Genomic DNA, 24,833 nt, shown 5'->3' with positions numbered 1-24,833 from the left:
TGCTGGCCTGATAAACGACCAGATCACCCAGCTTTATGACCAGGTTCCGATGGGCGCACGCGTCGTGCTGCATCCCAAGCGGCTTGACGTCAGCGCCTCCGATCAGGGCTAGGATGGGCGGGAGGTTTCACCAACTCCTCCTCATGCCCTAGCTTGCCGGTGCTGATCTCAAGCCAATACCCGCTGCTCGAGCTATCCTTTCCAGGCGGGTTCAGGCGCATAAAAGGATGACCTGCTTTTGCGCTCCTCAAGCCTGATTTTTTCTATGTCGCCAACCCGTGGTGCAAGCCCCAACCCGACAGTGAAGTCCCGTCCCAGCCGGAAAGTTTGTACCCTACGCAAACCCTAGAAGGGCAAGGCAGAACTCCGCCCGATACTGGGAGGGATTTCACGCTTTTCACCAACGTCGTCTCCTCCGCATACCGTTGCGCCGAGCAAGAAGCATAAGTGAATGTGGCGAGCTCGTGCGTGATCGCAGTTACGATGAGGGCGTGCGGCTCTCCGACGGCGGCGGCCGCAGCCCGAAGGCCTTCGGTATCGGGTTAGGCATGCAGCGACGAATGCCGGCGGGAGCAGGACATCGCTCAATTTTCGCTAGAGAGCTTCTCTTCGGACGGGCCGGGGTCAATGGCCATGATCGCACATGGTGGCTTCTGGAGCATAGGCGAGACGGAGACGCCGGTCTCCGCGCAGGCCCTTCTGGCTTCCGAGCATTTTTTCGTCCTTCCCGCCCCGGTGCCAAAGAAGGATTTCGATCAGCTCTGCCTGCGCCAGACCGAGTGAAATGCGGGCGAGCGCCGGGGGGCGCGGCACTCGCCCTGACTGTCAGAGCCCGATGCGGCGCAGGCGGAGCGCGTTCGTGATGACCGAGACCGAAGACAGGCTCATCGCCGCCGCCGCGATCATCGGCGACAGCAGCAGCCCGATGAACGGATAGAGTATCCCCGCCGCGATCGGCACGCCCGCCGCGTTGTAGGCGAAGGCGAAGAACAGGTTCTGCTTGATGTTGCGCAGCGTCGCGGTGGCCAGTTTGCGGGCGCGGACGATGCCGACAAGATCGCCGCCAAGCAGCGTGATCCCGGCGCTCTCCACCGCCACGTCCGCGCCCGTGCCCATGGCGATGCCGACATCCGCCGCCGCGAGGGCGGGCGCGTCGTTGACCCCGTCGCCCGCCATTGCGATGTAGGCGCCCTGCGCGCGCAACTCCTCAACGAGTGCCTTCTTGTCCTCGGGCAGGACGCCTGCACGCACCTCGTCGATCCCGAGATGGTGCGCCACGGCCTCTGCGGTGCGCTGGTTGTCGCCGGTCGCCATGATGACCCGCAGGCCGAGCGCATGCAGCTCGCGGATCGCGCCCTCTGTCGTGTCCTTGATCGGATCGGCCACCGCGACGAGGCCCGCAAGCCTTCCGTCCACGACAACATACATCGCGGTCTTGCCGTCGGCGCGGAGCGCATCTGCGGTTTTGTCGGCGGCGGACGTGTCGATTTTTAGTGCCTGCATTAGGGCGGGGTTGCCAAGCGCCACGTCTCGGCCCGAGACGCGGCCGGTCACGCCTTTGCCGGTCACCGCATCGAAGTCTGTGGAGTTGTGGCGCGGCGCACCCCTTTCCTGCGCGCCCTGAACGATAGCCTCGGCCAGCGGGTGCTCGGAGCCGCGCTCCAGAGCGGCGGCGAGGGCCAGCACCTCGGAATCGTCCTCGTCGGCGAGCGCGATCACGTCCGTTAGCCTGGGCCGCCCCATCGTCAATGTGCCGGTCTTGTCGACAATCACGGTGTCGACCCGCGCCATGCGCTCGAGCGCCTCGGCGTCCTTGATCAGCACGCCCGCCTGCGCGCCGCGCCCGGCGGCCGTGGTGATCGAGATCGGCGTCGCGAGCCCGAGCGCGCAGGGGCAGGCGATGATGAGAACCGAGACCGCCGAGGCGATGGCGAAGGCAAGTGCGGGGTCCGGACCGAATGCCAGCCAGGTGAAGAAGGCGAGCACCGCGATACCGACCACGGTGGGCACGAAGATCGCGGACACGCGGTCGGCGAGGCCCTGGATCGGCGCGCGCGACCGGCGGGCGCCCGCGACCATGTCGACGATCTGAGCCAGCACCGTGTCGGCGCCCACCTGCGTCGCGCGGATCGACAGCGTGCCGTTCCTGTTGATCGTGCCGCCGGTGACGCGGTCGCCGTCGGTCTTCTCGACCGGGACCGGCTCGCCGGTGATCATGCTTTCGTCGACCGAGGACCGGCCCTCGAGGACCTCGGCATCCACGGGGATGCTGTCGCCGGGGCGGACGCGCAGCATGTCGCCCGCGACCACGTTCTCGAGCGGGGCGTCGTATTCGGTTCCGTCCGGCAGGATGCGCCGCGCGGTCTTGGGCGCGAGGTCCAGCAGCGCGCGGATCGCGTCGCCGGTGCGTTCGCGGGCGCGCAGCTCGAGCACCTGACCCACGAAGATCAGCGCCACGATCACGACCGAGGCCTCGAAATAGGTGCCGACGCCTTCGCCCATGCGGTAAACCTCGGGGAAGACGCCGGGCAGGAAGGTGGCGAAGAGCGAGTAGACATAGGCCGCGCCGACGCCGAGCGAGATCAGCGTCCACATGTTGGGCGACATGTTGCGGAACGAGTCGAGACCGCGCCTGAAGAACGGCAGCGCCGCCCAGAGAACGATGGGCGTGGCCAGCAGGAACTCGATGTAGGTGGCGATGCGGTGGCCGAGCCAGTCGCGCAACGGCAGGCCCACCAGCTCGCCCATGGTCAGGATGATGAGCGGCACGGCCGCCGCCGCGCTGATCCACATGCGGCGGGTGAAATCGGTCAGCTCCTCGGAAGGCTCGTCGGTGGGCACCATGGGCTCCAGCGCCATGCCGCAGATCGGACAGGCGCCGGGTTCGTCCCGCACGATCTCGGGGTGCATCGGGCAGGTCCACTGCGTGCCCGGCTGGACCTGCTGCCCCGCCTTGTCGGCGTTGCCCGAGGCGTAGAACCAGGGGTCGGCCTTGAACTTTTCCTCGCAGCCCTCGGAGCAGAAATAATAGATCTCGCCGCCGAACTCCGTGTTTCGGGTGTCGTCTTTGACCTCTACAGTCATGCCGCAGACCGGGTCCGACGCGGTCTGTGCGCCTTCGCGGATCGGCGCGTTGTGGTCGTGATGAGAGTGATGGTGGTGTTTGGCGTGTTCGGACATGACCGTCTCCTTCTCATACGGCATCACATAGGGCTTCCAGTCACTGGAGGGTCAAGTGCCATGTTGATGGTGATGACACGGCGGCGGGCGCAGCCGCAGGAAGACGTGCTCGAAGACGAAGACCACGGCCATCCCGGCGACGGCGATCAGCACGATGGATGGATCTGCCTGCCATTTCATTGCCGAGAAAGCAGCAAGCACCACGGCGTCGAGCCCGATGGCCGTCAGCAGGATCCAGCCGCGGGCGCCGACTTCCTTGCGCAGGTTCCGGAAGACGCCCCAGTGGATGAGGATGTCCATGACCAGGTAGAAGATCGCCCCGAGCGAGGCGATGCGGCTGAGGTCAAAGAAGACCGTCAGCAGCGAGGCGATCACCACCGTGTAGACCAGCGTGTGGTCGCGGATGATGCCGGGCATCCCGAAATGGCTGTGCGGGATCATCTTCATGTCGGTGAGCATCGCCAGCATTCGCGACACGGCAAAGACGCTCGCGATCAGGCCCGAGGCCGTGGCAACAAGCGCGAGCGCAACGGTGAGGTAGAAGCCGGTGCGCCCGAGCGTGGGCTCGGCGGCCTCGGCCAGCGCATAGTCCCTGGCTTCGACGATCCGGTCGAGCGGCAGACTGCTGCCGACGGCGAAGGCGACCAGCAGGTAGACCAGCGTGCAGACCGCGATGGAGATGACGATGGCGCGGCCGACGTTGCGGTGCGGCTTGGTTATCTCGGCGCCGCTGTTGGTGATGGTGGTGAAGCCCTTGAAGGCGAGGATGGCCAGCGCCATCGAGGCGACGAAGCCGGCGGCCCCGGTCGTTTCGCCGCCGCGGCCCGTGGCCTCGAAGCTGAACCCGCCGGCCCAGAGCGCCGCCGCGCCGAAGAGCGTGATGCCGCCGACCTTGAGGGCGGCCATCAGGACCGAGAGCCACCCGACCGAACGGTTCCCCGAGATGTTGACGAGCCACGCGAAGAAGATCACGCCGACACCGATCGCGGGCACCATCCATGTGTCGCGCGGCATGTCGAGCCCGCGGAGCAGGTAGTTGGCAAAGGTTCGTGCCACGAGGCTTTCGTTGATCACCATCGACAACGCCATGAGCAGGGCGGCACCGGCAGCGACGGTTGTCGGCCCGTAGGCCTTCTGCAGGATCATCCCGATTCCGCCCGCCGAGGGGTAGGCGTTCGACATCTTGACGTAGGTGTAGGTGCTGAAGGCGGTCACGACCGCGCCGGCGATGAAGGCGAAGGGAAAGAGCGGGCCGGCCAGGTCGGCGATCTGGCCGGTAAGCGCAAGGATGCCGGCGCCGATCATCACGCCGGTGCCCATGGCGATGGCGTCGAGAAGCGTGATACTGTCTTTCCGATAGTCGGAGCTCATTCAATGCGTTCCTTGTCCTGTGTCCGTTCAGTCTGCCGTCGGCTCGCTCCCGTTCCGCCGCGCAGGGCCATCAGCACGAGCGGCACCGCGGTCAGCAGCCCGAGGCCGAGGGCGATCCACTCCGCCGTGCCGAAATCACCCTCCATGGCCAGGCTCCCGAAATGCGCGAGCACGAAGCTTGCCGGCAGGATCCCGGCCAGGGTGGCCAGCGCGAAGCGCCAGAAGTGCAGGCGGCTCAGCCCGGCGGCATAGCTCATCGCGTCGAAGGACACGAAGGGCAACAGTCGGCTGACGAAGACGGTCAGCGTCAGCGCGTTCTGCGAGCCGAGCAGGCCGTAGTCGCGCTTGTCACCGAGCATGCGTTCGACCGCGCCGCGGCCGACCCCGCGTGCGATGAGAAAGGCCAAGAGTGCACCTGCCTCGGAGCCGAGCGCGACATAGGCCGCGCCCGCGTAATGCCCGTAGGCCGCCCCGGCGGCGAGCGCGATCGGCGCACTGGGCAGCGGGCTGGCCACGACCGCCGCCGTCATCAGGCCGATCACGGCAAGCGGGCCCCACGGTCCGGCGCTCGCCACCCAGAGGGCGACGGTCGCCCGGTGGAGGCCATCGGGCGGCCCCCCGGTCAGCCAAGCCACGACCAAGGCGGCCAGCAGCAGGACCCCGGCGCCCGCCGCGACGATCCTGAGTGTCCGCTTTCCCGTGGCTTCCGTCATTCGTTCTCGGCGCGTTGCCAGCTCCTCTGGCACACGGTGAAGAGGTAGGTGGCCGACCACGTCAGGATCATGAAGCCGCCCAGGGATTGCAGCATGGTCACGATCCTGATGTCACCGACGAGCTCGATCTGCGTGTAGCCCAGCGTGGTGAAATTCACCCCGGTCAGGTAAATGAGGTCGGCCCAGGACAGCGGGGTGGAGGCGGGCCCGCCCAAGCCGTCCCAGCCAAGCAGCCACCGGTTCGCGGCGGCGAGGACCAGGATCTCGGCGACGTGCAAAAGCAGCAGACCGATAAAGATCGACTGTATCGCCAGCGTCGAGCTGGAATCCGGCCGCGGCGCCGCCCGTCCCAGGGAGTAGAGCGCGTAGTGGTGGACAAGGCCCACGAGGACGATGAGGCCCACACCGATGGCAATCGCGGCAAGCGTCATGACCAGACGGGTTCAGGCGGCGTCGACGGCATCGACCAGCATATCGCGCACCTTCCCGGCGACGGCGTGCAGGTCGTCATTGTCGATGGCCGTCATCGAGGCGACGGGGTCGATCGCGCAGATCTCGGTCCCGCCATCGGTCTCGCGCAGGATCACGTTGCAGGGCAGCATGGCGCCGACGCGGGGCTCGATCCCGATCGCCTCGTAGGCCATCTTCGGGTTGCAGGCACCGAGGATGCGGTAGCCGTCCATTTCGGCGCCGATCTTCTTCTTCATCGTCTCCTTGACGTCGATCTCCGTCAGGACGCCGAAGCCGGCATCCGAGAGCGATGCGCGGAGGCGCGCCTCGGCATCGTCGATAGGGACGTCTTTCAGTAGGCGGTCGTGCGTGTAGCTCATGGAACTACTCCTCTCCCAATGGTCGGGCCCGGTTAGAGCGACCGGGCCCCTATACAACGCGATGTCACCGATTCAGTTCTGGTCCGGCATGTCCCGCATCATCGGGCGGCCTTCCATGTCTCCGTCGCGCATCATCGAGCGGTCGTCTTCGTCGCCCGCGCGCATGCGGTTCATCCGGCCGGCGAGAGCGTTCATTTCCTTGGACGTGATCGCGCCATCCCCGTCCGCGTCGAGATGCTGGAAGCGGTCGACCATCGACTCGCGGAGCATCGCGGCGTGCCAGGAAGCAAACTCGTCGAGGTCCAGCGCGCCATCCCCGTCGGCGTCGTATTCCTCGAGGCGCGACAGCATCATCGGGCCGGTCATGCCGTCCATCATGGCCGGGCCCATCATCATCTGCATCATGTCGCGGTCCATCATGGACATGCCGCCCATTCCGGCCCCACCCATGACGCCCATTCCCGGGCCCATTACGCCCGAGCCGTGCATCTGCATCATGCCCTGCATCATCTCGTGCCGGTCGACGCCCATTGGCATGGCGTCGCGGCTCACTCGAGGTCCGGCGGCATCTTTACCGTGATGACCGGTGTCGGCCAAAGCTGCTCCCGCGGTCAGCACGGAGATTGCGAGAATGCTTGCTGTTCTTGCGACTGTTCGCATGGATTCCTCCTGTTGTATGGGTTGCCACCCATGACGTGGGAATGTTTGCGCGGAATTGAATGTCTCCGCATTATCGGAATTGTAACGGTCTGTCGCAAAGCGACTGAATAGCCCCGCGCTTCTTAGACGCATTCGTGTCTCAGTGTCTGCTGCTGCTCATCATGGCCTCCTTGCCTCAAAATTAGCAAAGAAGGCGTCCACGATACACGGAGCTATTCAGACTGCCTGATACAATCCGCTACAAATCCGTTGCTGAAACCGGATACTCCATTCCGGTAGGACGGAGGCATGGGACCCCTGCCACATATCCTTGTCGTCGACGACCATGCGCAGATCCGCGAGAGCGTGACGCGATACCTGGAAAAGAATGGGATGCGCGCGACCTCGGCAAAGGACGCCGCCGAAATGGATGCGAGGCTTGCGGGCGGGCATTTCGATCTTGTCGTGCTGGACGTGATGATGCCCGGCGAGGACGGTCTCTCGGTCTGCCGGAGGCTTGCGGCCGAGGGCGCGGTACCGATCATCATGCTAACAGCGCTCGGCGAGGATGCTGACCGCATCGCTGGGCTGGAACTCGGCGCGGACGATTACCTCGCCAAGCCTTTCAACCCTCGCGAACTTCTGGCCCGGATCAGATCCATCCTGCGACGGAGCAACCGGGAGGAGCCGCTGGCCGGGCGGTTGGCGGGCCGGAAGGTCCGGTTTGAGCATCTGGTCCTCGACACCGACCGGCAAATCCTCATCGATGACGATCAGGGAGAGATATCTCTAACCGACTCTGAATTCCGGCTGCTGATAGTTCTGCTCGAGCGCCCGCGGATGGTGCTGAGCCGCGATCAATTGCTCGACCTGACTGCGGGCCGCACGGCAGGCCCGCTCGACCGCACTATCGACAACCAGATCAGCCGCCTGCGCCGCAAGATCGAGCCCGATGTCTTGCGTCCGAGAATTATCCGGACGGTGCGCAACGGCGGGTATTGCCTGGGCACCGACGTGGAGGAAGAGGGGTGATCTCGCTACATCTGAATTCAATGCGGGTCCAGTTGATCCTGCTTGTCGTAGCGGCACTTGTCGCGGCCCAACTGGTCAGCCTGTTTCTGTTTGCCGATGAGCGGAGCCTTGCAATCCGCGCCGCCCTGGGGTTCGAGGCGGCGGGCCGGGCGGCGAACGTGGCGCGGCTGATCGAGGAGGCGCCCGCCGAACTGCACCCCTCGATCGTCAGGGCCGCGAATTCGCCGCTGGTGCGCTTCGATTTGTCCGAGACCGCGTCGGTTCAGCATACGGATCATTCCGATGGCGGACTTGTCGAAGCCCGGATCCGGACCTTGCTCGACGACAGCTACAGCCGCGACATCCGTGTGGAACTGCACCAGGTCGAAGGCGAGCTGATGCCGCTGCCGAACCTGTCGCGCGAGATGACCGACATGCACATGGCGATGATGCGGGGCGAATTGACGGCGGTCGAGATGAACCTCTCCATCGCCATCCGGGGCGGCCAGTGGCTCAACGTGGGCACCCGGTTCGAGCGTCCGCCGATACAGTGGCCACGCTATTCGATGCTGACCTTCGCCATCTCGGCGGGGCTGCTGCTGGTCGTGGTGATCTGGTTCGTCATGACGCGCCTGACCGGCCCGTTGCGGCGGCTGGCCCGGGCGGCCGATAGCCTTGGTAGAGGTGAGAATGTGGCCGCGCTTCCCGCTGCTGGGCCGACCGAAGTGCGTGACCTGACCGGGGCCCTCAACCGCATGCAGGATCGCCTGACGCGATTTGTGGGCGACAGGACGCGGATGCTGGCCGCACTGGGGCATGACCTCCGCTCGCCGCTGACCGCCATGCGCGTGCGGGCCGAGATGGCCGACGACACCGAGACGCGCGACAGTCTCGTCGCCTCGGTCGAGGAGATGCAGGGTATGGTGGATGCGACGCTGACCTTCGCGCGCGGGCTGACCGGGTCCGAGCAGCCCGAGACCGTCGATCTGCACGACTACCTCGAGGCCCTGTGCGCGGACATGCCCGGCGGGTTCGCCATCGACGCGGGCCCCCGGATCGAAGCGCGCCTGCGGCCGAACGCGATGCGGCGGGCGCTGCGCAACGTGATCGAGAACGCCAGCCGCTACGGGGGCGGCGCCACGGTCGGTTGGTATCACCACGGCGATACCCTCGTGGTGACGGTCGAGGACGATGGTCCCGGAATTCCGCAGGACAAGCTCGAGAAGGTCTTCGACCCCTTCTACCGGATCGAGGAGTCGCGCTCGCGCGAAACCGGGGGGCACGGCCTGGGACTGTCGATCGCGCGGACAATCGTCCAGGCGCATGGCGGCGACATCACCCTTGGAAATCGGGAAACCGGCGGGCTGCGCGCGGCGGTCTCGATCCCGCTCGCCCCGAAACCACCTGAAGAAAGGAGAGAACGATGACCTTCAAACTCTGGAGCATGACCGCCCTTGCGAGCCTTGCCGCCTCGACGGCCCTGGCCGATCCCGACGGCTCATGGGACGGGCACATGATGTGGGGCGGCGGCTATGGCGTCTTCGGCGGCCTGATGATGCTGGTCTTCTGGGGCGTGATCATCGCCCTGATCGTGCTGGCGGTTCACTGGCTGCGCGACAGCAGCGGCACCGGCGGCAAGCGGTCCCCCGACGCGCTCGACATCCTGCGCGAGCGGCTCGCCAAGGGCGAAATCGATGAAGAGGAATACCGCCGCCGCAAGGCCGCGCTCGACGAGTGAGGCGCGAGGCGGGACGCATCAGGACCAGTGAAAGACAGACAGAGGGACAGACATCATGATACCCGAAATCGGGCATTTCGCCCTCGCGTTGGCCTTATCCCTCGCCGTGGTCCAGAGCGTCCTGCCAATCCTCGGAGCCTCGCACGGCAACGTGCGGCGGATGCAGTCTGCCCGATCTTCCGCGATCAGGCAGGTGTTTTTCGTCGGAGTGGCCCTCGCGGCGCTGATGCGGTCATTCGTGGTCAGCGATTTCACCGTCAGGAACGTGGCGGAGAACTCGCATTCCCTGAAGCCGTTGCTGTTCAAGATCGCGGGGACTTGGGGCAGTCACGAAGGCTCGTTGCTGCTTTGGGTGCTGATCCTGACGGTATTCGGTGCCGGCGTGGCCGTGCTGGGATCGAACATCCCGGCGGCCACGAAGGCGCGCACGCTGTCCGTGCGGGCCTGGATCAGCGTCGGGTTCCTGTCTTTCCTGCTGTTCACCTCCAATCCGTTCGACCGCGTATCGCCGCCTCCCGCGGACGGCAGCGACCTCAATCCCTTGCTGCAGGACGTGGGGCTCGCGATGCATCCGCCCTTGCTCTATTTTGGCGGCAGCATGGCCGAGGTCGTCCGCGAAGGCACGCGGTTCCTGTCTCCACAGGATCGCGACGCGATGGCGATCTACCTGTTCGACGCGGAGGTAGGGGGGGGTCGAGGACATCGTGAAGGAAGAAGGGGAGTCCGCAGAGCGGAAGACCCCGATCGACTGAGAAAACGGCGAGGCCATTGGCCCCGCTCTGAAAGGAATGAACTGATGAGACCCACAAGGCGTGACGCCCTGAAACTGGCCGGACTTGCTGGGCTTGGCGCGGGCCTCCCGCGTGGGCTCTTCGCCGCCGAGGATATTCCCGAACTCTCGGCGCAGGTCGCTCGGCTTCAATTGCTGCCCGACAGTTACCCGCAGACCGAGGTCTGGGGCTATGGCGGCACCATCCCGGGACGCGAGATCCGGGTGGGGCAGGGCCAGCGCCTGCGCCGGCGCTTTGTCAACGACCTGCCGCAGGCCAGTTCGATCCACTGGCACGGGATCCGCATCGACAATGCGATGGACGGGGTGTCAGGCCTGACGCAGGACGCCGTCGCGCCAGGCGGCACCTTCGACTACGATTTCGTGACGCCGGATGCCGGGACCTACTGGTATCACGCGCACAACAGGTCCTGGGAACAGGTGGCACGCGGGCTGCATGGACCGCTGATCGTCGACGAGGCCGAGGCGCCGGATGTCGATCGCGAAGAGGTGCTCGTTCTCGACGACTGGTTGCTGAATCCCGAGACCGGCCAGATCGACGACAGTTTCGACCATCCCATGATGATGAGCCACAGCGGGCGCACCGGGAATTACGTCACCACCAACGGGCGCTACAATCTCACGCTGCCAGTGCGACGGCACGAGCGGCTGCGTCTTCGGCTGATCAACGCATCGAACGCCCGGATTTTCCAGCTGAAGTTGTCGGGGCTGGAGGGCTGGATCGTGGCCCTGGACGGGATGCCGCTCGCCTCGCCAGCCCCGGTGGAGGATGTCCTTGTCCTTGGCCCGGCACAGCGGACCGACCTGATCGTCGACGTTTTGGCAGAAGAAGGGGAAACGGCAGACCTGGTCGATGTCGGCGAGAATTTTTCGCAGGTCGTTTTCACTGTGTCGGGTACGGCCAGCCAGACGCGGCGCGCGGTGCCCGTGGCCCTGCCGCCGAACCCGAAGATGGATCTGCCGGACCTGGCCGGGGCGACTCCGCTGCGGCTCGTCATGTCGGGCGGCGCGATGGGGCGCATGGACTCCGCCATCCTGAAGGGCGAACGCATGGGTTTCCGCGAATTGGCGGCCGCGGGTCGGTTCTGGGCATTCAACGGCGTGGCAGAGATGACAGATACTCCGCTGGCCGACTTGGGGCTGGGCGAGCCCGTGCGGCTGGTGATCGTCAACGACACCGTTTTTCCGCACGCCATGCACCTGCACGGCATGCATTTCCGGGAGGTGTCGGAGGACGGCGCGTTGGGACCGCTGCGGGACACGATCCTTGTTGGCGGCAGGGAGACGCGCGAGATCACCTTCACCGTCGACAATCCCGGCGACTGGCTGTTCCACTGCCACATGCTCGGTCACGCGGCCTCAGGCATGACGACATGGGTGCGGGTCGCATGAGGGACGTTGTCATCGGGACAGTCTTCGCGGTTCTTGCGGCTGCGGGCTTCTGGTTCGTCTTCAGACAGGGGACGACCGAGAATGCCTCTGCGGCGCCGATGGACATCGCCGAAGGCAAGGCGCTCTACGCCGCGAACTGCGCCTCCTGCCACGGGGCCGAGCTTGAGGGCCAGCCCGACTGGCGCTCCCCCGGCCCCGATGGGCGTCTGCCGGCGCCGCCGCATGACGAGACCGGCCACACCTGGCACCACCCCGACAACGTGCTGTTCGACTACATCAAGCTGGGCGGAGAGGGCCTGATGGCGCAGCAGGGCATGGAATTCGACAGTGGCATGCCGGGTTTCGGTGACAGCCTGACGGATCAACAGATCCGGAACATTCTGGGTTACATCAGGTCGACCTGGTCCGAAGACGTGAAACAAGCCCAGGCAGGACGAACGAAAGCGGACAATGGAGCGGACTGAAATGACGCTGAAGAAACCGATCCTTGCGCTGGCGATGGCAGCTCTGCTGCCGATCCCTGCGCTCTCTCAGGAGCTTGACGAGGCGCGGGTCAAGGAACTGGTCCTCGAGGCGATACGCGAGAACCCCGAGATCATCATGGAGGCGGTCGCGCTGCTCGAACAGAGGCAGGCGGATGCCCAGGCCCAGAACGAGGCGGACGTGCTGCGCAACCAGCGAGACCTGATCGAGCGTGATCCGAACGCGCCCGTACTCGGCAACCCGGACGGCGATGTGACCGTGGTGGAGTTCTTCGACTACAACTGCCCCTATTGCCGCCGCGCAAAAGTGGAGATCCGGGCCCTGATCGAGGAAGACCCGAACGTCCAGCTCGTCTACCGCGAATGGCCCATCCTCGGCGAAGGATCCGTTTTTGCCGCCAAGGCGGCGCTCGCGGCCCGTGCGCAAGGCAAATACGAAGACTTTCACTGGGCGATGATGGCGACTGATGGCCGCGCGAACGAAGCCTCAGTCATGCGTGTCGCCGAAGACGTCGGGCTGGACCTGGATCAACTGAGACAGGACATGGAGGGCCAGGAAGTTGCTGAGCACATTGAAACCTCGATGCGGCTGACGCAGGCGCTCGGGTTCAATGGGACGCCGTCCTTCGTCATTGGCAACGCGCTCGTGCCCGGCTTCGTCGAGAAAGAGCGTCTCTCCGATCTGGTGAGCGAGGCACGCGATTCGTCGCAGTGACGGTAAGCTCTTCGGCGGCGATGACCGGCGCGGGCCATGGTCAGGCGCTGACCTGCTGTGCGTCGTAGCCTGCGTCCTTGATCGCCGCGCTCAGCTGTTCCGGCGCGAGGACGCTGTCGATGCTGACCCGGTGCGTGTTTAGGTCGCAGGCGACATCGGCGCCGGGGTCAGCGGCCTTAACCGATTTCTCGATGGCGGCCGTGCAGTGGCCGCAGCTCATGTCGGGCACGTTGAATTGCATTGCGACGTCTCCTTGCGTTTGCTTCGCCGCTAATATGAGGATTCCAGCGGGTGGAAGGTCAACAATCCCGCGACATCGACCGCCAGGCTGCCGAAGTGCAGATCCGTGCGGCGGTCATGAACCGCTTCACTGCCCTCGGCATCCCGGTCACCGTGACCCTGGGATAAGTGTGTCCGAGGAGAGGCGACCTGCGGTCATCAGCTAATTTGTGCAAAATGTATACCCGCCCCTTGCGCAAGAGGGTTTTGGGAGCAATTTGGCGCGGTGTCGGGTGCTGACATGTATCCGGCCTCGTGATGCGGCCATTGTCATGCCGCAGGCCCGCATGGTATTCGCGGGTCGGAACCAAATCAACGCCGCGTGCTCGAGGGCACCCTGTTGCACTCTGGTTTTCCGACCTTGTCTTGCGACCGTTGCGCCAAGCTGGTCTCAGCCCTCCTCCGCACCGACGACCTCGCCACCTGAGGCGTCAAGCATCATGCGACGCCTCGTCGAAGGTGCCTATCGCGCTACGTCCGCAAGAAAATCGCGATGGGAGGTCGCGCAGATTTACAGGGGAGGAGAGCGATGACGCGCAGGTTGGTCAATCTCGGGAGCGGTTTCTGGAATATCCGTTGCACCATGAAGGTGGCCGGGATCGTCAACATCGGGACGCAGGTCTCGGTCGTTCGGCTGCAGAGCGGCCGTTTCGTGTTTCTGGACAGCTACACGTTGAATGGCGAAATCCGCGAGCTCGTCATGGGGCTGACCCAGGATGGCAGTCTTGTGGAAGCGGTCCTCAATCTTCACCCGTTCCACACGCTGCACTGCGCTGCCATGGCACGAGATTTTCCGACCGCGAAGTTCTACGGCTCCGAGCGACACCGTCGTGTCTGTACCTCGGTGCCTTGGGAAACCGAGCGCGTGGAAAGCGCGGCGGTGGCGGATCGGTATTCTCGTGACCTGCAGTTTTCGCTGCCGGCGGGCATCCAGTATTTCTCTGAAAATGAGAAGGTGCACGCGGGCTCGCTCTTGGCATTTCATCCGGCCAGCGGGTCTCTGCACGTTGACGACACGCTGAATGTTCTTCCTGTGCCAGGAGCTCTGCGGGGGTACGTGCCGCGGCTCGTCCTGCATCCCACGCTAGGGGCGGCGATGAATGCCGAGGACGGTGCAGAAGAGAAGTTCTGCCGCTGGCTCGAGGAAATTGGGGCGCGATGGCGCGGCACGAAGTCCGTCTGCGCCGCCCACAATGGGGTCGCACGTTTTGCTGAGGGCGATTTCGAGCAGGTCATGCGCGGACTCGCAGCACGAACCCGGAAAAGGATAGCTGCCTAGCCTTGCCCCAGGCCCGCGCTGCAGACTGCGCTAGATGCCCATGACCCGCAATTCCGTGGCGGTCCCTGGGATGACGAAGGTGCCGTCCGCGTTCGCCTCGACCTTGCACCCGTTACCCAGCACATAGCGTTGGTGGGTTCCATCAGATTGCCTGAACACGGTGACGGCGCGGCCGACCACGTCCTCGCATTCCATAATCTGAATGTTTATCCATTCGGCTGACATGTCTTCCTCCAGCGCAGTGATGCCGTCGCTCGATGTCTTGCCTGCAGCAGTGTTCTGCTTTCTTCCACCGTCGGCGATAGGGCCCAGTCTCGGCAAGGGGAGATTTCAACCTCAGGCAGATTGCGCTAGCTTCTGCCCAAGACTTGTAGTGTGAATAGATGCCCAAAGTGCGGCGCGGCAAATCAAATGTTCGATATTTGTTCTTTGGCGCGTAAGGGAAATTATGTTACGTGTGTAACATACTATATTCCCTAGACGCCATCGGCCTTAGTTCATGCATAGTCAATCCCGAAGGTCCGAACCACTTCCGCTACTTCGGCGTCGGTAAGCCCGATCGGTTTCATGCCGCGTGTCAAAATGGCAAGGCGCGAAGTTTCCTCGAGTTCCTCGGTGGCATAGACTGCCGCTTCAAGATCCTTGCCCGCGACCACAGGCCCGTGGTTGGCCAGCAACACCGCGCTTCGCTTCCCCGCGAGACCGCGGATCGCCGCGCCCATCGCAGGATCGCCCGGCACGAAGAAGGGCAACAGCTTGACCTTCCCGAGCCGCATCACAGAATAGGCGGTAAGCGGTGGAATGGCATTGTCGGGATCGGTCTCGGGCAGCATCGATAGGGCGACCGAATGGCTCGAGTGCAAGTGCACCACCGCCCCTGTCTGGTTACGGGTGTCGTAGAAGGCAGTATGCAGTGGGATCTCTTTCGTCGGGGCATCGCCGCTTATCACCCGGCCTTTTGCATCGAGCCTCGTCAGCCGCGCCGGATCGAGCGTGCCCATGGAGGACCCCGTCGGCGTTGCTAAAATCCCGCCGTCATCAAGGCGCACCGAAATATTGCCAGACGCTCCGCCGGTGAGACCGCGGTCATAAATGGATTTGGCCAGCGTGCAGATCTGCTCACGCAGCACCGAAAGCTCGCTCATCCCGGGCGCTCCATCAGGTCAACCGCCTTGGCAAAGAAATCCGCATCTCCGAAATTGCCCGACTTCAGCGCGAGCGCCACCTCACCCGTGCGCAGTGCTGGCGCGCCGGGAGCAATCTCGGGGCCGATCTCCAGCGCGGTCACATCCAGCGCCTCGACCACTGCGCCCGACGTCTCTCCCCCCGCTGCGACAACACGCCGGTAGCCCTGATCCACCAGACGCCGCGCTACTCCCGCCATCAGGCCCTCGGCGGCTTCCGCAGAAGCGGCCCGGCCAAACCGCTCTTGCGTGGCGCGTACTTCCGCCGGCTCTGCGGTCGAATAGACCAGTGGAAGACCGTCCTGTGCCATGACCCATGCGCAGACTGAATCGACCGTCTTTTGTCCGTTCAGGATGTCCTCGACGGCGATTTGCAGCGCCGGAGCGCCCTGAGAGATGTGCCGCGCAACCTGACTGCGCGTTGCGCGCGAACAGGAGCCCGATAGTACGACCGCCGGTCCGGATATGCCCCGCCAGCCCCGCTCGCAGCGCGAGATGAGACCCTTGCGGCGGAAGTTCTCAGGCAGGCCAAGCGCGATGCCCGACCCTCCGGTCAGCAACGGCAGGTCGGCAATCGCTTCGCCGAGGGTAAGAAGGTCCTCGTCGCGGATGGCATCGGCGACAACGAGGCGACACCCGGCTGAATCCTCACGATCCAGCGCGGCGCGTACGCCATCGACGCCCATGCGCACGTCGGCATGGGCGATAAGTCCCACGTCCATTGAAGTTTGGCGGGACAACCAGCGCCGGATGTCGGGATCACTCATCGGGGTGAGCGGGTGATCTTCCATGCCGCTTTCGCTCAGCAGCCGATCCTGCACGAAAAGATGCCCCTGATATAGCGTTCGGCCTGTAGCGGGAAATGCCGGGCATACCAGTACCTTCCCCGCATCGAGCGCATCGGCAAGCGCAGCAGCGACCGGGCCGATGTTGCCTAGGGGCGTGGAATCGAAGGTCGAGCAATACTTAAAAAGGAACTGGGAGCAGCCTTGCGCCTTGAGCCAATCGAGCGCTGCAAGCGACTGCTGGATCGCCTCTTCAGCGGGAATGGTACGCGATTTCAGGGCCACGACACCAGCTTCCACCGACGCCTCGGCGGGCTGATCGGGAATTCCGGCGTATTGGGTCACCTGCATGCCCTGCCGCGCCAACGTGTTGGCAAGGTCGCTGGATCCCGTGAAGTCATCGCCGATACAGCCAAGCAGCATCGCTCTCTCCCTGTGTTTTTGAAATTGGAATTGGCGCGACCCGCGAAATCAGCCGTCGCCGTAAACTTGGTTGACCTGTTCGAGATGGCTCCGCATTGCCTCCTGCGCGCCCTTTGGATCGCGCGCCTCAATCGCATTGTAGATGGCGATATGGGCGGCAAACGCCGTCTCCATTTGGCCGTCGTGCGCCAGCGTTGTGCAGCGCACATCCGACAGCCAGCGGTCAACCGCTAGATAGAAGCCCGAGATCATAGGGTTATCGAGCACCGCGGCGATCGCGTCGTGAAAAGCGATATCGGTGCGGGCGAAGTGTTCCACATTGCCGACGCTAACCTCGTTCTCGACCAGAAGCTCTTTGAGATGTGCGATCTGAGCATCGCTGATGCGCTCTGCCGCCAGTTGCGCAACCCCCGTCTCGACCAGCGTTCGCACGTCCTGAAAGTGTTTCACACCGCCTGGTTGCGCCAGTTGCAGCGTGGCCGCTCCGGACAGCATCTCGACCACCGAGGCAGAGTCGGGCATGCGCACCTTTGCCCGCGTTCCAGGGTGTTGAGCAATCAGTCCCGAACGTTCCAGCGACGCCAGCGCCTCGCGAACAGTGATCCGGGAAACTCCAAATTCCTCGACCAAGTGGCGCTCGGACGGAAGGGAATCACCCTCTTCGTAGACCCCGTTGCGGATGTCGGTTGTGAGGATTTCCACGAGCTCCTCGCTCATGCGGCGCGGCTTCGAGATCCGGCGTGTGGTCTCTTCTTTATGCATTTCCCGGTTTCCCTACGGCTCGGAGCTGGACTGTGGCTCTTTCTCTTCTCCCTCTTGAACTATCTCATTTCTTGTTCCATGGTCAACTGGGCAGACCAGTATACCATATGACCATCAGGCCATATGTGTGCTTGGGCCGCTGGATTTGAACCGGGAGGAGAATTAAGATGAAGTGTGCAATTTATGCATCCCTCATGACCGCAACCGCGCTGGTCGGCGCACCAATGGCCGCACAGGCCGAGGACATCGCCATCGCGATGCACGTCGATCCCACGCATCTGATGTTTGACGTCGGTCGCAAGATGAAAGAGCTGCTTGAAGAGCGCTCTGACGGTGAGTTCACCGTGACGCTTCTGGGCACCGAGGTCGGCGGCGAGCGTGACCAGCTCGAAGGCACCAGCTTCGGCGAATATCAGATCACTCTGGGTGGCTCGATGCCGATGACGCTCTACGCGCCTGACTACGCCGCGTCCGACCTACCCTTTGTTTACTCCTCGACCGAAGAAGCCCGGGCAGTCTACGAAGGCGATATCGGCGAGGCGATCAAGGAGGCCTTTGTTGCCAATGGTCAGATGCATCTGGTGGGCCTGTCGAAGCGCAACCCGCGCAACCTGACAGCCAACGAGGAAATCACCAGCCCCGAGGGCGTCGAGGGTCTGCGTCTTCGTGTTCCCGAGATCGCGCCTTGGGTGACCATCTGGTCCGGGATTGGCGCCAGCCCGAGCCCAATCGCATGGCCCGAAGTCTATACGTCACTGCAGACGGGCGTCATCGAGGCACAAGAGAACCCGGTGAATTTTATCCACGCCGGCAAGCTCTTTGAAGTGCAGGACTACGTGATGAAGACGGAGCACGTGTATTCCTTCTTCCACTGGCTGATGAGCGACCAGTTCTACCAGTCGTTGTCCGACGAGGATCGCGAGATGGTGCAGGGGGTTATCGACGAGGCGATCGCGTGGGGTGACGAGCGCACCGACGAGATGCAGGCCGAGCTCTACGACGATCTCGTCGCCAACGGCATGACCGTCGTCGAAGTGGACAAGGATGCCTTCCGCGCCGCGGCGACCCCGGCCATTAAGGAGGTGGCCGCGAAACTTGCGCCTGAGGTGCAGGATTACGTGCTGTCCTTCGTCGATGCTCAGTGAAGAAGGCCGGCAGGCGCGTTAGTGCCTGCCGCTGCCCATGCGCCCGGTCCATGCGTTACCGGCCGCGCAAGAACGTGAGGGCCTTTGTGGGCCAGGGAGGAACATATGCCGCTGAGCACTCAGTCGCGGAATTCAGCCGCGTCGTTTTTCTGGACATTCGTTGAAGCGCTGATGGTGCTGAGCTTTCTCGGCATGCTCGCGGTGATGTTTATCCAAGTTGTCTCACGCTACGCAATCGGCGCGGGGGTGCCATGGACCGATGAAACCTCGCGATATCTCTTCATCGTCGAGATCTTTTTGGGTGCCGCGATCGCACAGCGCTACGGCGAGCAAATCCGCATCATCGTGCTGCTCGAAATGCTGCCCAGCCAGACACGCCGCATCTTCGAGATCCTCAGCCATATTTGCGTCCTTCTGATCTCCGCTGGCCTGATCTGGGGCGCATGGGGGATGATGCAGCGTACCGCCAGCGTCATGGCCTCCACCCTGCCCGTCCCCTTTGCCGCGCTTTATGGCGTTCAGGGTCTCGGGATCATCCTACTCGTTCTCTTGGTGTGTCGTGATCTGTGGAAAGACGTCACCGATTGGGAGCACGTCGACCACACGGATCTGAGCGCCAAGATATGATTATTTTCGCTACCCTCTTCGGCAGCCTACTGCTGTTCATCTTTATCGGCGTGCCGGTCGGCTTCTCGATGATCGGAGCCTCGACACTGGTATTGGCGATCTCGCGTGGGGGGCTCGAGTCGGTGCCCTTCGACATGATCGCGCAGCGCACGCTTTATGGCGTCAACAACTTCACATTACTGGCGATTCCCGCCTTCCTGCTGATCGGACGGCTGATGAATGCCTCAGGCATCTCCGACCGCGTTTTCGACGTGGCGCGCTCGATGGTGGGCCACATGCGCGGCGGGTTGGGTCACGTGAACGTGCTTTCGTCCATGCTGTTCGCCGGCATGTCCGGATCGGCCGTGGCCGACGCCGGTGGTCTGGGTCCGGTGCAGATGCGTGCCATGGAAAAGGACGGATACGACCGGGGCTTCTCGGCAGCGGTGACCGCCTCGTCAGCGACCATTGGCCCCATCATTCCCCCGTCAATCCCTGCGGTGATCTACGGCGCGCTCGCCGGGGTCTCGATCGCGGATGTCTTTCTCGGCTCAATCGTGCCGGGGCTTCTGATGGGCCTCGGGATGATGGCGCTGGTCGCCTACATCTCGGCCAAGCGCCAGTATCCCATCGCGCGCCGCGCCAGCGCCGCCGAGATCGGTCGCGCCTTGACCCGGGGCATTCTGCCGATGCTGAGCCCGGTGATCATCATCGTCGGCATCTTGTCGGGTCTGTTTACCCCGACCGAAGCCTCTGCGGTCGCTCTGGTCTACACGCTGGTGATCGCACTGGCGGTCTACCGGACAGTGAGCGGCAGCGAGCTCTGGCGCATTTTCCGCGAGACTGCTGTCGACACCGCGGCGCTTCTTCTGATCATCGCCGGCTCGGCAATCTATTCGTGGGTACTGGCTCGCTATCAGGTCACATCCGACATCACCGCGTTCCTGTCGGCCAATATCGACAATCCGCTGATCCTGCTGCTGTTGCTGAACCTCTTCATACTGGTGATCGGCTGTTTCATCGACTCTGTGCCTGCGCTGTTCCTGCTGACACCGCTGCTGACACCGTTGATCCAGCAATATGGCATCGATCCGGTGCATTTCGGGGTGATGATGATCTTCAATTTGATGATCGGGCTGGTCACGCCACCGGTGGGCACAGTGCTGTTCACTGTGGCGAGGGTCGCAGATATCCCCTTCGGCTCTCTCGTGCGCGAGGTTTTGCCCTTCTACATCCCGCTGTTCGGCATGCTTCTGGCAATCACCTTCCTGCCTTGGCTGGTGACCCTTGTGCCGCAACTGCTGCTGCACTGACGACGACAAGACAAAGGAGATACAAATGGCTGTTCTGATCTACGGCGGGCTCGGACATGTCGGGTCATGGGTTGCGCGCAAACTGATCGACCAGGGCGAGGAGGTGATTATCTTCGACATGGGCGCCCCGCGCTTCGACAGCCTTGGCCTCGACTATCTCGAGCAGGTGCGTGACAAGATCACCCTTGAAGCCGTCGATGTGCTCGATGCGCACACAATGCTCGAAATGGCGTTGAAATACAAAAACCGTATCGATGCCATTATCTTTGGTGTCGCGGTGATTGCCGGACCGACCTTTAAGGATCGCCCGTTCAAGAATGTTTCGATCAATACAGTCGGGCTTCTGAACGCGCTCGAGGTGGCCCGGATCCTAGGAGTGCCGAATTTCGTAAACCTTTCCTCCGGTGCGGTCTACGGCGACCAGCCCGGCGGACAGACCGAAGACACGCCCTTCACCGTGACTGACCTTTATGGCGCCACGAAGGTCGCCAATGAGGTGCTCGCCACGCAGTACGGCGCCACCTACGGGTTCGACGTGCGCAATGCGCGGCTCTACTTTGTCTATGGCCCCGGCAAGCGCCCAGAGGTGATGCACCCGCTTTATCAGGCGATGTTCGGCCCCTTGGCCGGCATGGAGGGCATCCACTCCCCGAATGGCGGCGATCAGCAACTGGATTGGACCCATGTCGAGGACACCGCCGCGGGGATCATCGCGCTTCTTCAGGCCGAGGGCATGGCTGGCGAGGCGGTGAATATCTCCTGCGGCGTCGCTTATCAGCACCGGGACATCGTGGAACGAGTCGCCAAGCTGCTCGGGAAGGACAGCGGCATGGAACTCGGGCCCGGACCGTTTACGCCGCGCGGCGCGCCGCTCGACATCGGCAAGGCACGTGAACGCCTCGGCTTTGCGCCACGCTATGCGGATATCAATGATGGGCTCGCCGACTACAAAGCGTGGCTCGACAAGACCGGCTGATCCCAACCCAGGCCCCGCGGCCCAATCGGGCCGCGGGGGCGAGGAAAGTCGCGTTGCTGCGTTAAAGTTGTGGCTAGCTCCGCGCACCGTTTGCGGAGCCCGGGTGGCCAAAAGTAGCTCCAACTCAAGAAAGACCCGCGATGACAGACCGATTTTCCGCAGATTACCTGCTTCGGACACGCGAAGACGCCGCGCGCACCGCACAGATCATCGCCGGGGAGCAATCGTCCGGTACATTCGTTCAGGTGCCCGGTGAAGACGAAGCGCTGAAAGCCCGCTCGGCAGCGCGCGTCGAACTTCTGGAACAGGTCGAAGATCCGGACACGCCGGTTTTGGCCGGCAGCTCCGGCACCGGCCCGGCCGCCAGCTGGCGCCTGCGCCTGTCGTGGCCACTCGAGAACATCGGTCCATCGTTGCCCAACCTCGTGGCGACGATCGCAGGCAATCTTGGCGAACTGAAGCAGGTAGCGGGCCTCAAGCTAACCGCTCTGGACTTGCCCGAAGCCTTCTTCACCACTTATCCCGGCCCCGGTTTCGGTATCGAGGGAACCCGCCGCCTCACTGGCGTGGAGAGGGGCCCACTCATTGGCACGATTATTAAGCCCTCGGTGGGCCTGACCCCAGAAGGTACGGCGGCGCTTGTGGATCAGCTCTGCGCCGGCGGCATCGATTTCATTAAGGATGATGAACTGCAGGCCGATGGCCCGATGTGCCCCTTCGATGAACGCCTCGGCGCCGTGATGGAGGTGATCGACCGCCATGCGGACCGCACCGGCCGGAAGGTAATGTACGCTGCAAATATTACCGGCGAGGTCGAGGAGATGCGGCGCCGCCACGATCTGGTCGCCGAACGCGGCGGCACCTGCGTCATGGTCAGCCTCAACTCGGTGGGTCTTGCGGGGTTCACAGCCCTGCGCCGCCACGCACGACTGCCGATCCATGCGCACCGCAACGGGTGGGGCATGCTCGGCCGCCCGGCCGATAGCGGCTGGAGCTATCCCGCTTGGGCCACGCTCTGGCGGCTGGCTGGGGCCGACCACATGCACGTCAACGCCATCGCGAACAAGTTCTGGGAGCCCGACGACAGCGTCGTGGCCTCGGCCCGGCATTGCCTTGCCCCACTGCACGAGGATCACCCTTGCCGCGTGATGCCCGTGTTTTCCTCCGGCCAGACGGTAATGCAGGCCGCTCCCACATTCGCCCGGCTGCAGAGCACCGACCTGATTTTCTGTGCCGGGGGCGGCGTTGTCGCACACCCGAGTGGGATCGCGGCAGGCGTGCAATCATTGCGCGAAGCCTGGGAAGCCGCGGTGTCAGGCATCTCTATGGAGCAGGCTGCAGCGAGCTCGCCCCTGCTGGCACAGGCGGTGGAGAAATTCTCGTGACCACGGTGCAAGGCAATGTGCGACTGGCTTTCTATGGCGACGATTTCACCGGCTCGACCGATGCGATGGAAGTCACCGCCTTCGCTGGTTTACGCACGGTGCTATTCACCCGGGTCCCTGATTCCGCGCTGCTCGGCCGCTTCATGGATTACGATGTCATCGGAGTCGCCGGAACCTCCCGAGCCCAAGACCCCGAATGGATGGATGCACATCTACCTGGGGCGTTCGCCGCGCTAGCACAGCTGGGACCTCGGATCGTTCAATATAAGGTCTGCTCCACCTTCGATTCCGCCCCGAATATCGGATCGATCGGGCGCGCCATCGACATCGGCATGCGTGAGATCGGAGGCCGTTGGTCGCCTTCGGTAGTTGGCGCACCGCAGCTTGGCCGATGGCAGGCCTTCGGTACGCTCTTTGCACGCGCGGGGAGCCAGACCTACCGGATCGATCGGCACCCCACCATGTCGCGCCACCCGGTCACACCCATGCACGAGGCCGACCTGAAACTTCACCTTGCCGCCCAGACCGACCGACCGGTGCGGGGCGTGGACGGAGGCCTGCTGCATAACTTCACCGTTCCGGTGCCAGATGGTCTGGCACCCGTGGTGTTCCTGGACGTGTTCGACGCGGCGACGCAGGAGCAGGCGGGCCGACTGGTTTGGGAGGAGGCAATGACGGAGCCGCTCTTCAGCGCATCCTCCTCGGGCCTGCAATATGCGCTCGCTGCCCACTGGCGCAGCTGCGGGCAGCTTCCCGAGCAGGCCGCAGCGCTGCCGCCTGCGCCACCTGCAGAGCGACTGCTGGTCCTGTCCGGAAGCTGCTCCCCGGTGACCGCCGAGCAAATCGAGATTGCCGAGGCCTCGGGTTTCGCAACCCTCCGCCTCGATGTAGTTGCAGCCTCCGGAGAGCACGCTGAGTCAGAAATTGACCGGTTGTCCAGTGGCGTTGCCAAAGCCTTCGCCGCAAAGCAGGGGCTTATCATCTTTGCCGCGCGCACAGTGGACGATCCCGCCTTCGCGACATTGCGCAAGGCAGCGACCGAGCGCGGCGTGGAGTTCACAGCCGCACAGGACGCGCTCGGTCGCTTCATGGGACGGCTTGCACGCCGGTTGGTGCCAGAATTTGGGTTGCGCAGGCTCGTTGTCGCCGGCGGCGACACCTCGGGTAGGGTCGTCGAGGCATTGCCCATCGACGCGCTCGAGGTGCTGCATCCGCTTGCCAGCGGCGCGCCGATTTGCCGTTGTCATTCGACCAATTCAGACTTTAGCAGGCTCGAATTGGTACTGAAGGGCGGACAGATCGGCCAACCGGACATTTTCACCGCGGCGCTCTGATACCAATGCAAGTTCGTCGATGGGCTCTTCGCAGCCATATGCCCTGCATGTGCCACAACGGCTATCAGCTTCGCCCGATAAGGCCAGACTATGTAACAACAGGCCGTGGTCGCCGCACGTTATTGCGAACTGCATAACGTTCTCCGGCTGTCGGGCGACGCTAGTCCGAGACCCGCTCGCGGAGCGCCGTCCAACCAAGATCAACCCTGAAGATGCGGCGGGATCGTCGCGATGAAATGCTAGAGGTGATCGCCCAGCAGCCGGACGTGTGCGCTGGCTGCCGACATCGCCTCGTCGGGCCGCCGTCCTTAGAAATAAGCCACACGTAGCCTTCAGCCAAGCTCCTCAAGCTGGGTCGTTCGAGGTGATAGCCAAGAAACGTATCGCTCACGACCGCCCATTGGATGTTCTTCACGCGGCAATAGGATTCCGCTCTGGCCAGCGCACTCGCAAATATCTGTGACGTGCTGCATCCTTATGCGCGTGAGGGAGGGAAACACA

25 protein-coding genes and 1 pseudogene are annotated in these 24,833 nt (G+C 63.7%); 15 read left to right on the top strand and 11 right to left on the bottom strand.

Annotated elements, in window-relative coordinates:
• Positions 1-627: 627 nt before the first annotated feature.
• A complete protein-coding gene (locus G0A00_RS19580; RefSeq protein WP_164183755.1) occupies positions 628-783 on the top strand; it encodes a hypothetical protein in 156 nt (51 codons plus the stop codon).
• Between the two features lie 42 nt (positions 784-825).
• Here G0A00_RS19580 and G0A00_RS19575 read toward each other — a convergent pair whose 3' ends face one another.
• The 6 genes from G0A00_RS19575 to G0A00_RS26895 form a co-directional block, all read right to left on the bottom strand.
• Entirely contained in the window at positions 826-3,180 is a 2,355-nt protein-coding gene (locus G0A00_RS19575; RefSeq protein WP_164183756.1) for a heavy metal translocating P-type ATPase, read from the bottom strand.
• Positions 3,181-3,231: 51 nt separating this feature from the next.
• On the bottom strand, positions 3,232-4,551 hold the full coding sequence (locus G0A00_RS19570; RefSeq protein ID WP_164183758.1) for an APC family permease: 1,320 nt from the start codon (positions 4,549-4,551) through the stop codon (positions 3,232-3,234).
• A complete protein-coding gene (locus G0A00_RS19565; RefSeq protein WP_164183760.1) occupies positions 4,548-5,264 on the bottom strand; it encodes a TVP38/TMEM64 family protein in 717 nt (238 codons plus the stop codon). The genes G0A00_RS19570 and G0A00_RS19565 overlap by 4 nt, the downstream gene beginning before the upstream one ends.
• Entirely contained in the window at positions 5,261-5,695 is a 435-nt protein-coding gene (locus G0A00_RS19560) for an ion channel (RefSeq protein ID WP_164183762.1), read from the bottom strand. Before G0A00_RS19560 ends, G0A00_RS19565 begins: the two co-directional genes overlap by 4 nt.
• Before the next feature lie 12 nt (positions 5,696-5,707).
• The gene (locus G0A00_RS19555) at positions 5,708-6,094 is read right to left on the bottom strand and encodes a DUF302 domain-containing protein (RefSeq protein ID WP_164183763.1); all 387 of its coding nucleotides are present in this window, start codon (positions 6,092-6,094) and stop codon (positions 5,708-5,710) included.
• 72 nt (positions 6,095-6,166) lie between these two features.
• On the bottom strand, positions 6,167-6,646 hold the full coding sequence (locus G0A00_RS26895; RefSeq protein ID WP_235953200.1) for a calcium-binding protein: 480 nt from the start codon (positions 6,644-6,646) through the stop codon (positions 6,167-6,169).
• Positions 6,647-7,042: 396 nt separating this feature from the next.
• Between G0A00_RS26895 and G0A00_RS19545 the strand changes: the two genes are divergently transcribed.
• The 6 genes from G0A00_RS19545 to G0A00_RS19520 are packed head-to-tail and all read left to right on the top strand — an operon-like array spanning position 7,043 to position 12,861.
• Positions 7,043-7,765: a response regulator gene (locus G0A00_RS19545; RefSeq protein WP_164183765.1), complete on the top strand. Its 723-nt coding sequence runs from the start codon at positions 7,043-7,045 to the stop codon at positions 7,763-7,765.
• The gene (locus G0A00_RS19540) at positions 7,762-9,171 is read left to right on the top strand and encodes an ATP-binding protein (protein ID WP_368667719.1); all 1,410 of its coding nucleotides are present in this window, start codon (positions 7,762-7,764) and stop codon (positions 9,169-9,171) included. Before G0A00_RS19545 ends, G0A00_RS19540 begins: the two co-directional genes overlap by 4 nt.
• Positions 9,168-9,482: an SHOCT domain-containing protein gene (locus G0A00_RS19535; RefSeq protein WP_235953202.1), complete on the top strand. Its 315-nt coding sequence runs from the start codon at positions 9,168-9,170 to the stop codon at positions 9,480-9,482. Before G0A00_RS19540 ends, G0A00_RS19535 begins: the two co-directional genes overlap by 4 nt.
• 55 nt (positions 9,483-9,537) lie before the next feature.
• The gene (locus tag G0A00_RS19530; protein WP_164183767.1) at positions 9,538-11,664 is read left to right on the top strand and encodes a multicopper oxidase domain-containing protein; all 2,127 of its coding nucleotides are present in this window, start codon (positions 9,538-9,540) and stop codon (positions 11,662-11,664) included.
• Positions 11,661-12,128 (top strand): cytochrome c, encoded by a 468-nt coding sequence (locus G0A00_RS19525; RefSeq protein ID WP_164183769.1) that lies wholly within the window; start codon positions 11,661-11,663, stop codon positions 12,126-12,128. Before G0A00_RS19530 ends, G0A00_RS19525 begins: the two co-directional genes overlap by 4 nt.
• Before the next feature lies 1 nt (position 12,129).
• Positions 12,130-12,861 carry a DsbA family protein gene (locus G0A00_RS19520; protein WP_164183771.1) on the top strand — a complete coding sequence of 244 codons (732 nt, stop codon included), beginning with the start codon at positions 12,130-12,132 and terminating at the stop codon, positions 12,859-12,861.
• 40 nt (positions 12,862-12,901) lie between these two features.
• Here the strand turns inward: G0A00_RS19520 and G0A00_RS19515 are convergent, their stop codons facing one another.
• A complete protein-coding gene (locus G0A00_RS19515) occupies positions 12,902-13,102 on the bottom strand; it encodes a heavy-metal-associated domain-containing protein (RefSeq protein WP_164183773.1) in 201 nt (66 codons plus the stop codon).
• A 65-nt stretch (positions 13,103-13,167) separates the two neighbouring features.
• Here G0A00_RS19515 and G0A00_RS19510 point away from each other — a divergent pair.
• Together G0A00_RS19510 and G0A00_RS19505 are read left to right on the top strand one after the other, a co-directional pair.
• Positions 13,168-13,269 (top strand): annotated as a pseudogene (locus G0A00_RS19510) (IS5/IS1182 family transposase); the annotation flags it as partial.
• A gap of 400 nt (positions 13,270-13,669) precedes the next feature.
• Complete coding sequence (locus G0A00_RS19505; protein ID WP_164183775.1) at positions 13,670-14,419, top strand: hypothetical protein; 750 nt, start codon at positions 13,670-13,672, stop codon at positions 14,417-14,419.
• Positions 14,420-14,449: 30 nt separating this feature from the next.
• Here G0A00_RS19505 and G0A00_RS19500 read toward each other — a convergent pair whose 3' ends face one another.
• The 4 genes from G0A00_RS19500 to G0A00_RS19485 form a co-directional block, all read right to left on the bottom strand.
• Positions 14,450-14,644: an MHC class I heavy chain gene (locus G0A00_RS19500; protein WP_164183866.1), complete on the bottom strand. Its 195-nt coding sequence runs from the start codon at positions 14,642-14,644 to the stop codon at positions 14,450-14,452.
• Positions 14,645-14,916: 272 nt separating this feature from the next.
• Positions 14,917-15,564 carry a 3-oxo-tetronate 4-phosphate decarboxylase gene (otnC, locus tag G0A00_RS19495; RefSeq protein ID WP_164183777.1) on the bottom strand — a complete coding sequence of 216 codons (648 nt, stop codon included), beginning with the start codon at positions 15,562-15,564 and terminating at the stop codon, positions 14,917-14,919.
• On the bottom strand, positions 15,561-16,811 hold the full coding sequence (gene otnK / locus G0A00_RS19490; protein WP_164183779.1) for a 3-oxo-tetronate kinase: 1,251 nt from the start codon (positions 16,809-16,811) through the stop codon (positions 15,561-15,563). Before otnK ends, otnC begins: the two co-directional genes overlap by 4 nt.
• Before the next feature lie 48 nt (positions 16,812-16,859).
• Positions 16,860-17,573, bottom strand: coding sequence for an FCD domain-containing protein (locus G0A00_RS19485; RefSeq protein ID WP_164183781.1), 714 nt, complete (start codon positions 17,571-17,573; stop codon positions 16,860-16,862).
• Between the two features lie 167 nt (positions 17,574-17,740).
• Here G0A00_RS19485 and G0A00_RS19480 point away from each other — a divergent pair, with 167 nt between their 5' ends.
• The 6 genes from G0A00_RS19480 to G0A00_RS19455 all read left to right on the top strand — a co-directional run bounded on the left by G0A00_RS19480 (position 17,741) and on the right by G0A00_RS19455 (position 24,332).
• Positions 17,741-18,718, top strand: coding sequence for a TRAP transporter substrate-binding protein (locus G0A00_RS19480; RefSeq protein ID WP_164183783.1), 978 nt, complete (start codon positions 17,741-17,743; stop codon positions 18,716-18,718).
• A gap of 105 nt (positions 18,719-18,823) precedes the next feature.
• Positions 18,824-19,345, top strand: a complete 522-nt coding sequence (locus G0A00_RS19475; protein ID WP_164183785.1) for a TRAP transporter small permease — start codon at positions 18,824-18,826, stop codon at positions 19,343-19,345.
• Positions 19,342-20,637 (top strand): TRAP transporter large permease, encoded by a 1,296-nt coding sequence (locus tag G0A00_RS19470; protein ID WP_164183787.1) that lies wholly within the window; start codon positions 19,342-19,344, stop codon positions 20,635-20,637. The genes G0A00_RS19475 and G0A00_RS19470 overlap by 4 nt, the downstream gene beginning before the upstream one ends.
• Before the next feature lie 25 nt (positions 20,638-20,662).
• Complete coding sequence (locus G0A00_RS19465; protein WP_164183789.1) at positions 20,663-21,613, top strand: NAD(P)-dependent oxidoreductase; 951 nt, start codon at positions 20,663-20,665, stop codon at positions 21,611-21,613.
• 140 nt (positions 21,614-21,753) lie between these two features.
• On the top strand, positions 21,754-22,998 hold the full coding sequence (locus tag G0A00_RS19460) for a ribulose-bisphosphate carboxylase large subunit family protein (RefSeq protein WP_164183791.1): 1,245 nt from the start codon (positions 21,754-21,756) through the stop codon (positions 22,996-22,998).
• A complete protein-coding gene (locus tag G0A00_RS19455) occupies positions 22,995-24,332 on the top strand; it encodes a four-carbon acid sugar kinase family protein (protein WP_368667718.1) in 1,338 nt (445 codons plus the stop codon). Before G0A00_RS19460 ends, G0A00_RS19455 begins: the two co-directional genes overlap by 4 nt.
• The last annotated feature ends 501 nt before the right edge of the window (positions 24,333-24,833 follow it).

This window comes from Salipiger sp. PrR002, assembly GCF_010500775.1.
Taxonomy (GTDB): domain Bacteria; phylum Pseudomonadota; class Alphaproteobacteria; order Rhodobacterales; family Rhodobacteraceae; genus Salipiger.
This window is presented reverse-complemented; position numbering and strand designations above follow the sequence as displayed.

Excerpts from the sequence above, each read along its gene's own strand:
- G0A00_RS19505 (WP_164183775.1), top strand. The coding sequence starts at position 13,670 with ATGACGCGCAGGTTGGTCAATCTCGGGAGCGGTTTCTGGAATATCCGT.
- G0A00_RS19575 (WP_164183756.1), bottom strand. The coding sequence starts at position 3,180 with ATGTCCGAACACGCCAAACACCACCATCACTCTCATCACGACCACAAC.
- G0A00_RS19475 (WP_164183785.1), top strand. The coding sequence starts at position 18,824 with ATGCCGCTGAGCACTCAGTCGCGGAATTCAGCCGCGTCGTTTTTCTGG.
- G0A00_RS19465 (WP_164183789.1), top strand. The coding sequence starts at position 20,663 with ATGGCTGTTCTGATCTACGGCGGGCTCGGACATGTCGGGTCATGGGTT.
- G0A00_RS19570 (WP_164183758.1), bottom strand. The coding sequence starts at position 4,551 with ATGAGCTCCGACTATCGGAAAGACAGTATCACGCTTCTCGACGCCATC.
- G0A00_RS19555 (WP_164183763.1), bottom strand. The coding sequence starts at position 6,094 with ATGAGCTACACGCACGACCGCCTACTGAAAGACGTCCCTATCGACGAT.
- G0A00_RS19545 (WP_164183765.1), top strand. The coding sequence starts at position 7,043 with ATGGGACCCCTGCCACATATCCTTGTCGTCGACGACCATGCGCAGATC.
- G0A00_RS19525 (WP_164183769.1), top strand. The coding sequence starts at position 11,661 with ATGAGGGACGTTGTCATCGGGACAGTCTTCGCGGTTCTTGCGGCTGCG.
- G0A00_RS19480 (WP_164183783.1), top strand. The coding sequence starts at position 17,741 with ATGAAGTGTGCAATTTATGCATCCCTCATGACCGCAACCGCGCTGGTC.
- G0A00_RS19515 (WP_164183773.1), bottom strand. The coding sequence starts at position 13,102 with ATGCAATTCAACGTGCCCGACATGAGCTGCGGCCACTGCACGGCCGCC.
- G0A00_RS19460 (WP_164183791.1), top strand. The coding sequence starts at position 21,754 with ATGACAGACCGATTTTCCGCAGATTACCTGCTTCGGACACGCGAAGAC.
- G0A00_RS19520 (WP_164183771.1), top strand. The coding sequence starts at position 12,130 with ATGACGCTGAAGAAACCGATCCTTGCGCTGGCGATGGCAGCTCTGCTG.
- otnK (WP_164183779.1), bottom strand. The coding sequence starts at position 16,811 with ATGCTGCTTGGCTGTATCGGCGATGACTTCACGGGATCCAGCGACCTT.
- G0A00_RS19560 (WP_164183762.1), bottom strand. The coding sequence starts at position 5,695 with ATGACGCTTGCCGCGATTGCCATCGGTGTGGGCCTCATCGTCCTCGTG.
- G0A00_RS19580 (WP_164183755.1), top strand. The coding sequence starts at position 628 with ATGGCCATGATCGCACATGGTGGCTTCTGGAGCATAGGCGAGACGGAG.
- G0A00_RS19500 (WP_164183866.1), bottom strand. The coding sequence starts at position 14,644 with ATGTCAGCCGAATGGATAAACATTCAGATTATGGAATGCGAGGACGTG.
- G0A00_RS19485 (WP_164183781.1), bottom strand. The coding sequence starts at position 17,573 with ATGCATAAAGAAGAGACCACACGCCGGATCTCGAAGCCGCGCCGCATG.
- G0A00_RS19535 (WP_235953202.1), top strand. The coding sequence starts at position 9,168 with ATGACCTTCAAACTCTGGAGCATGACCGCCCTTGCGAGCCTTGCCGCC.
- G0A00_RS19470 (WP_164183787.1), top strand. The coding sequence starts at position 19,342 with ATGATTATTTTCGCTACCCTCTTCGGCAGCCTACTGCTGTTCATCTTT.
- G0A00_RS19565 (WP_164183760.1), bottom strand. The coding sequence starts at position 5,264 with ATGACGGAAGCCACGGGAAAGCGGACACTCAGGATCGTCGCGGCGGGC.
- otnC (WP_164183777.1), bottom strand. The coding sequence starts at position 15,564 with ATGAGCGAGCTTTCGGTGCTGCGTGAGCAGATCTGCACGCTGGCCAAA.
- G0A00_RS19530 (WP_164183767.1), top strand. The coding sequence starts at position 9,538 with ATGATACCCGAAATCGGGCATTTCGCCCTCGCGTTGGCCTTATCCCTC.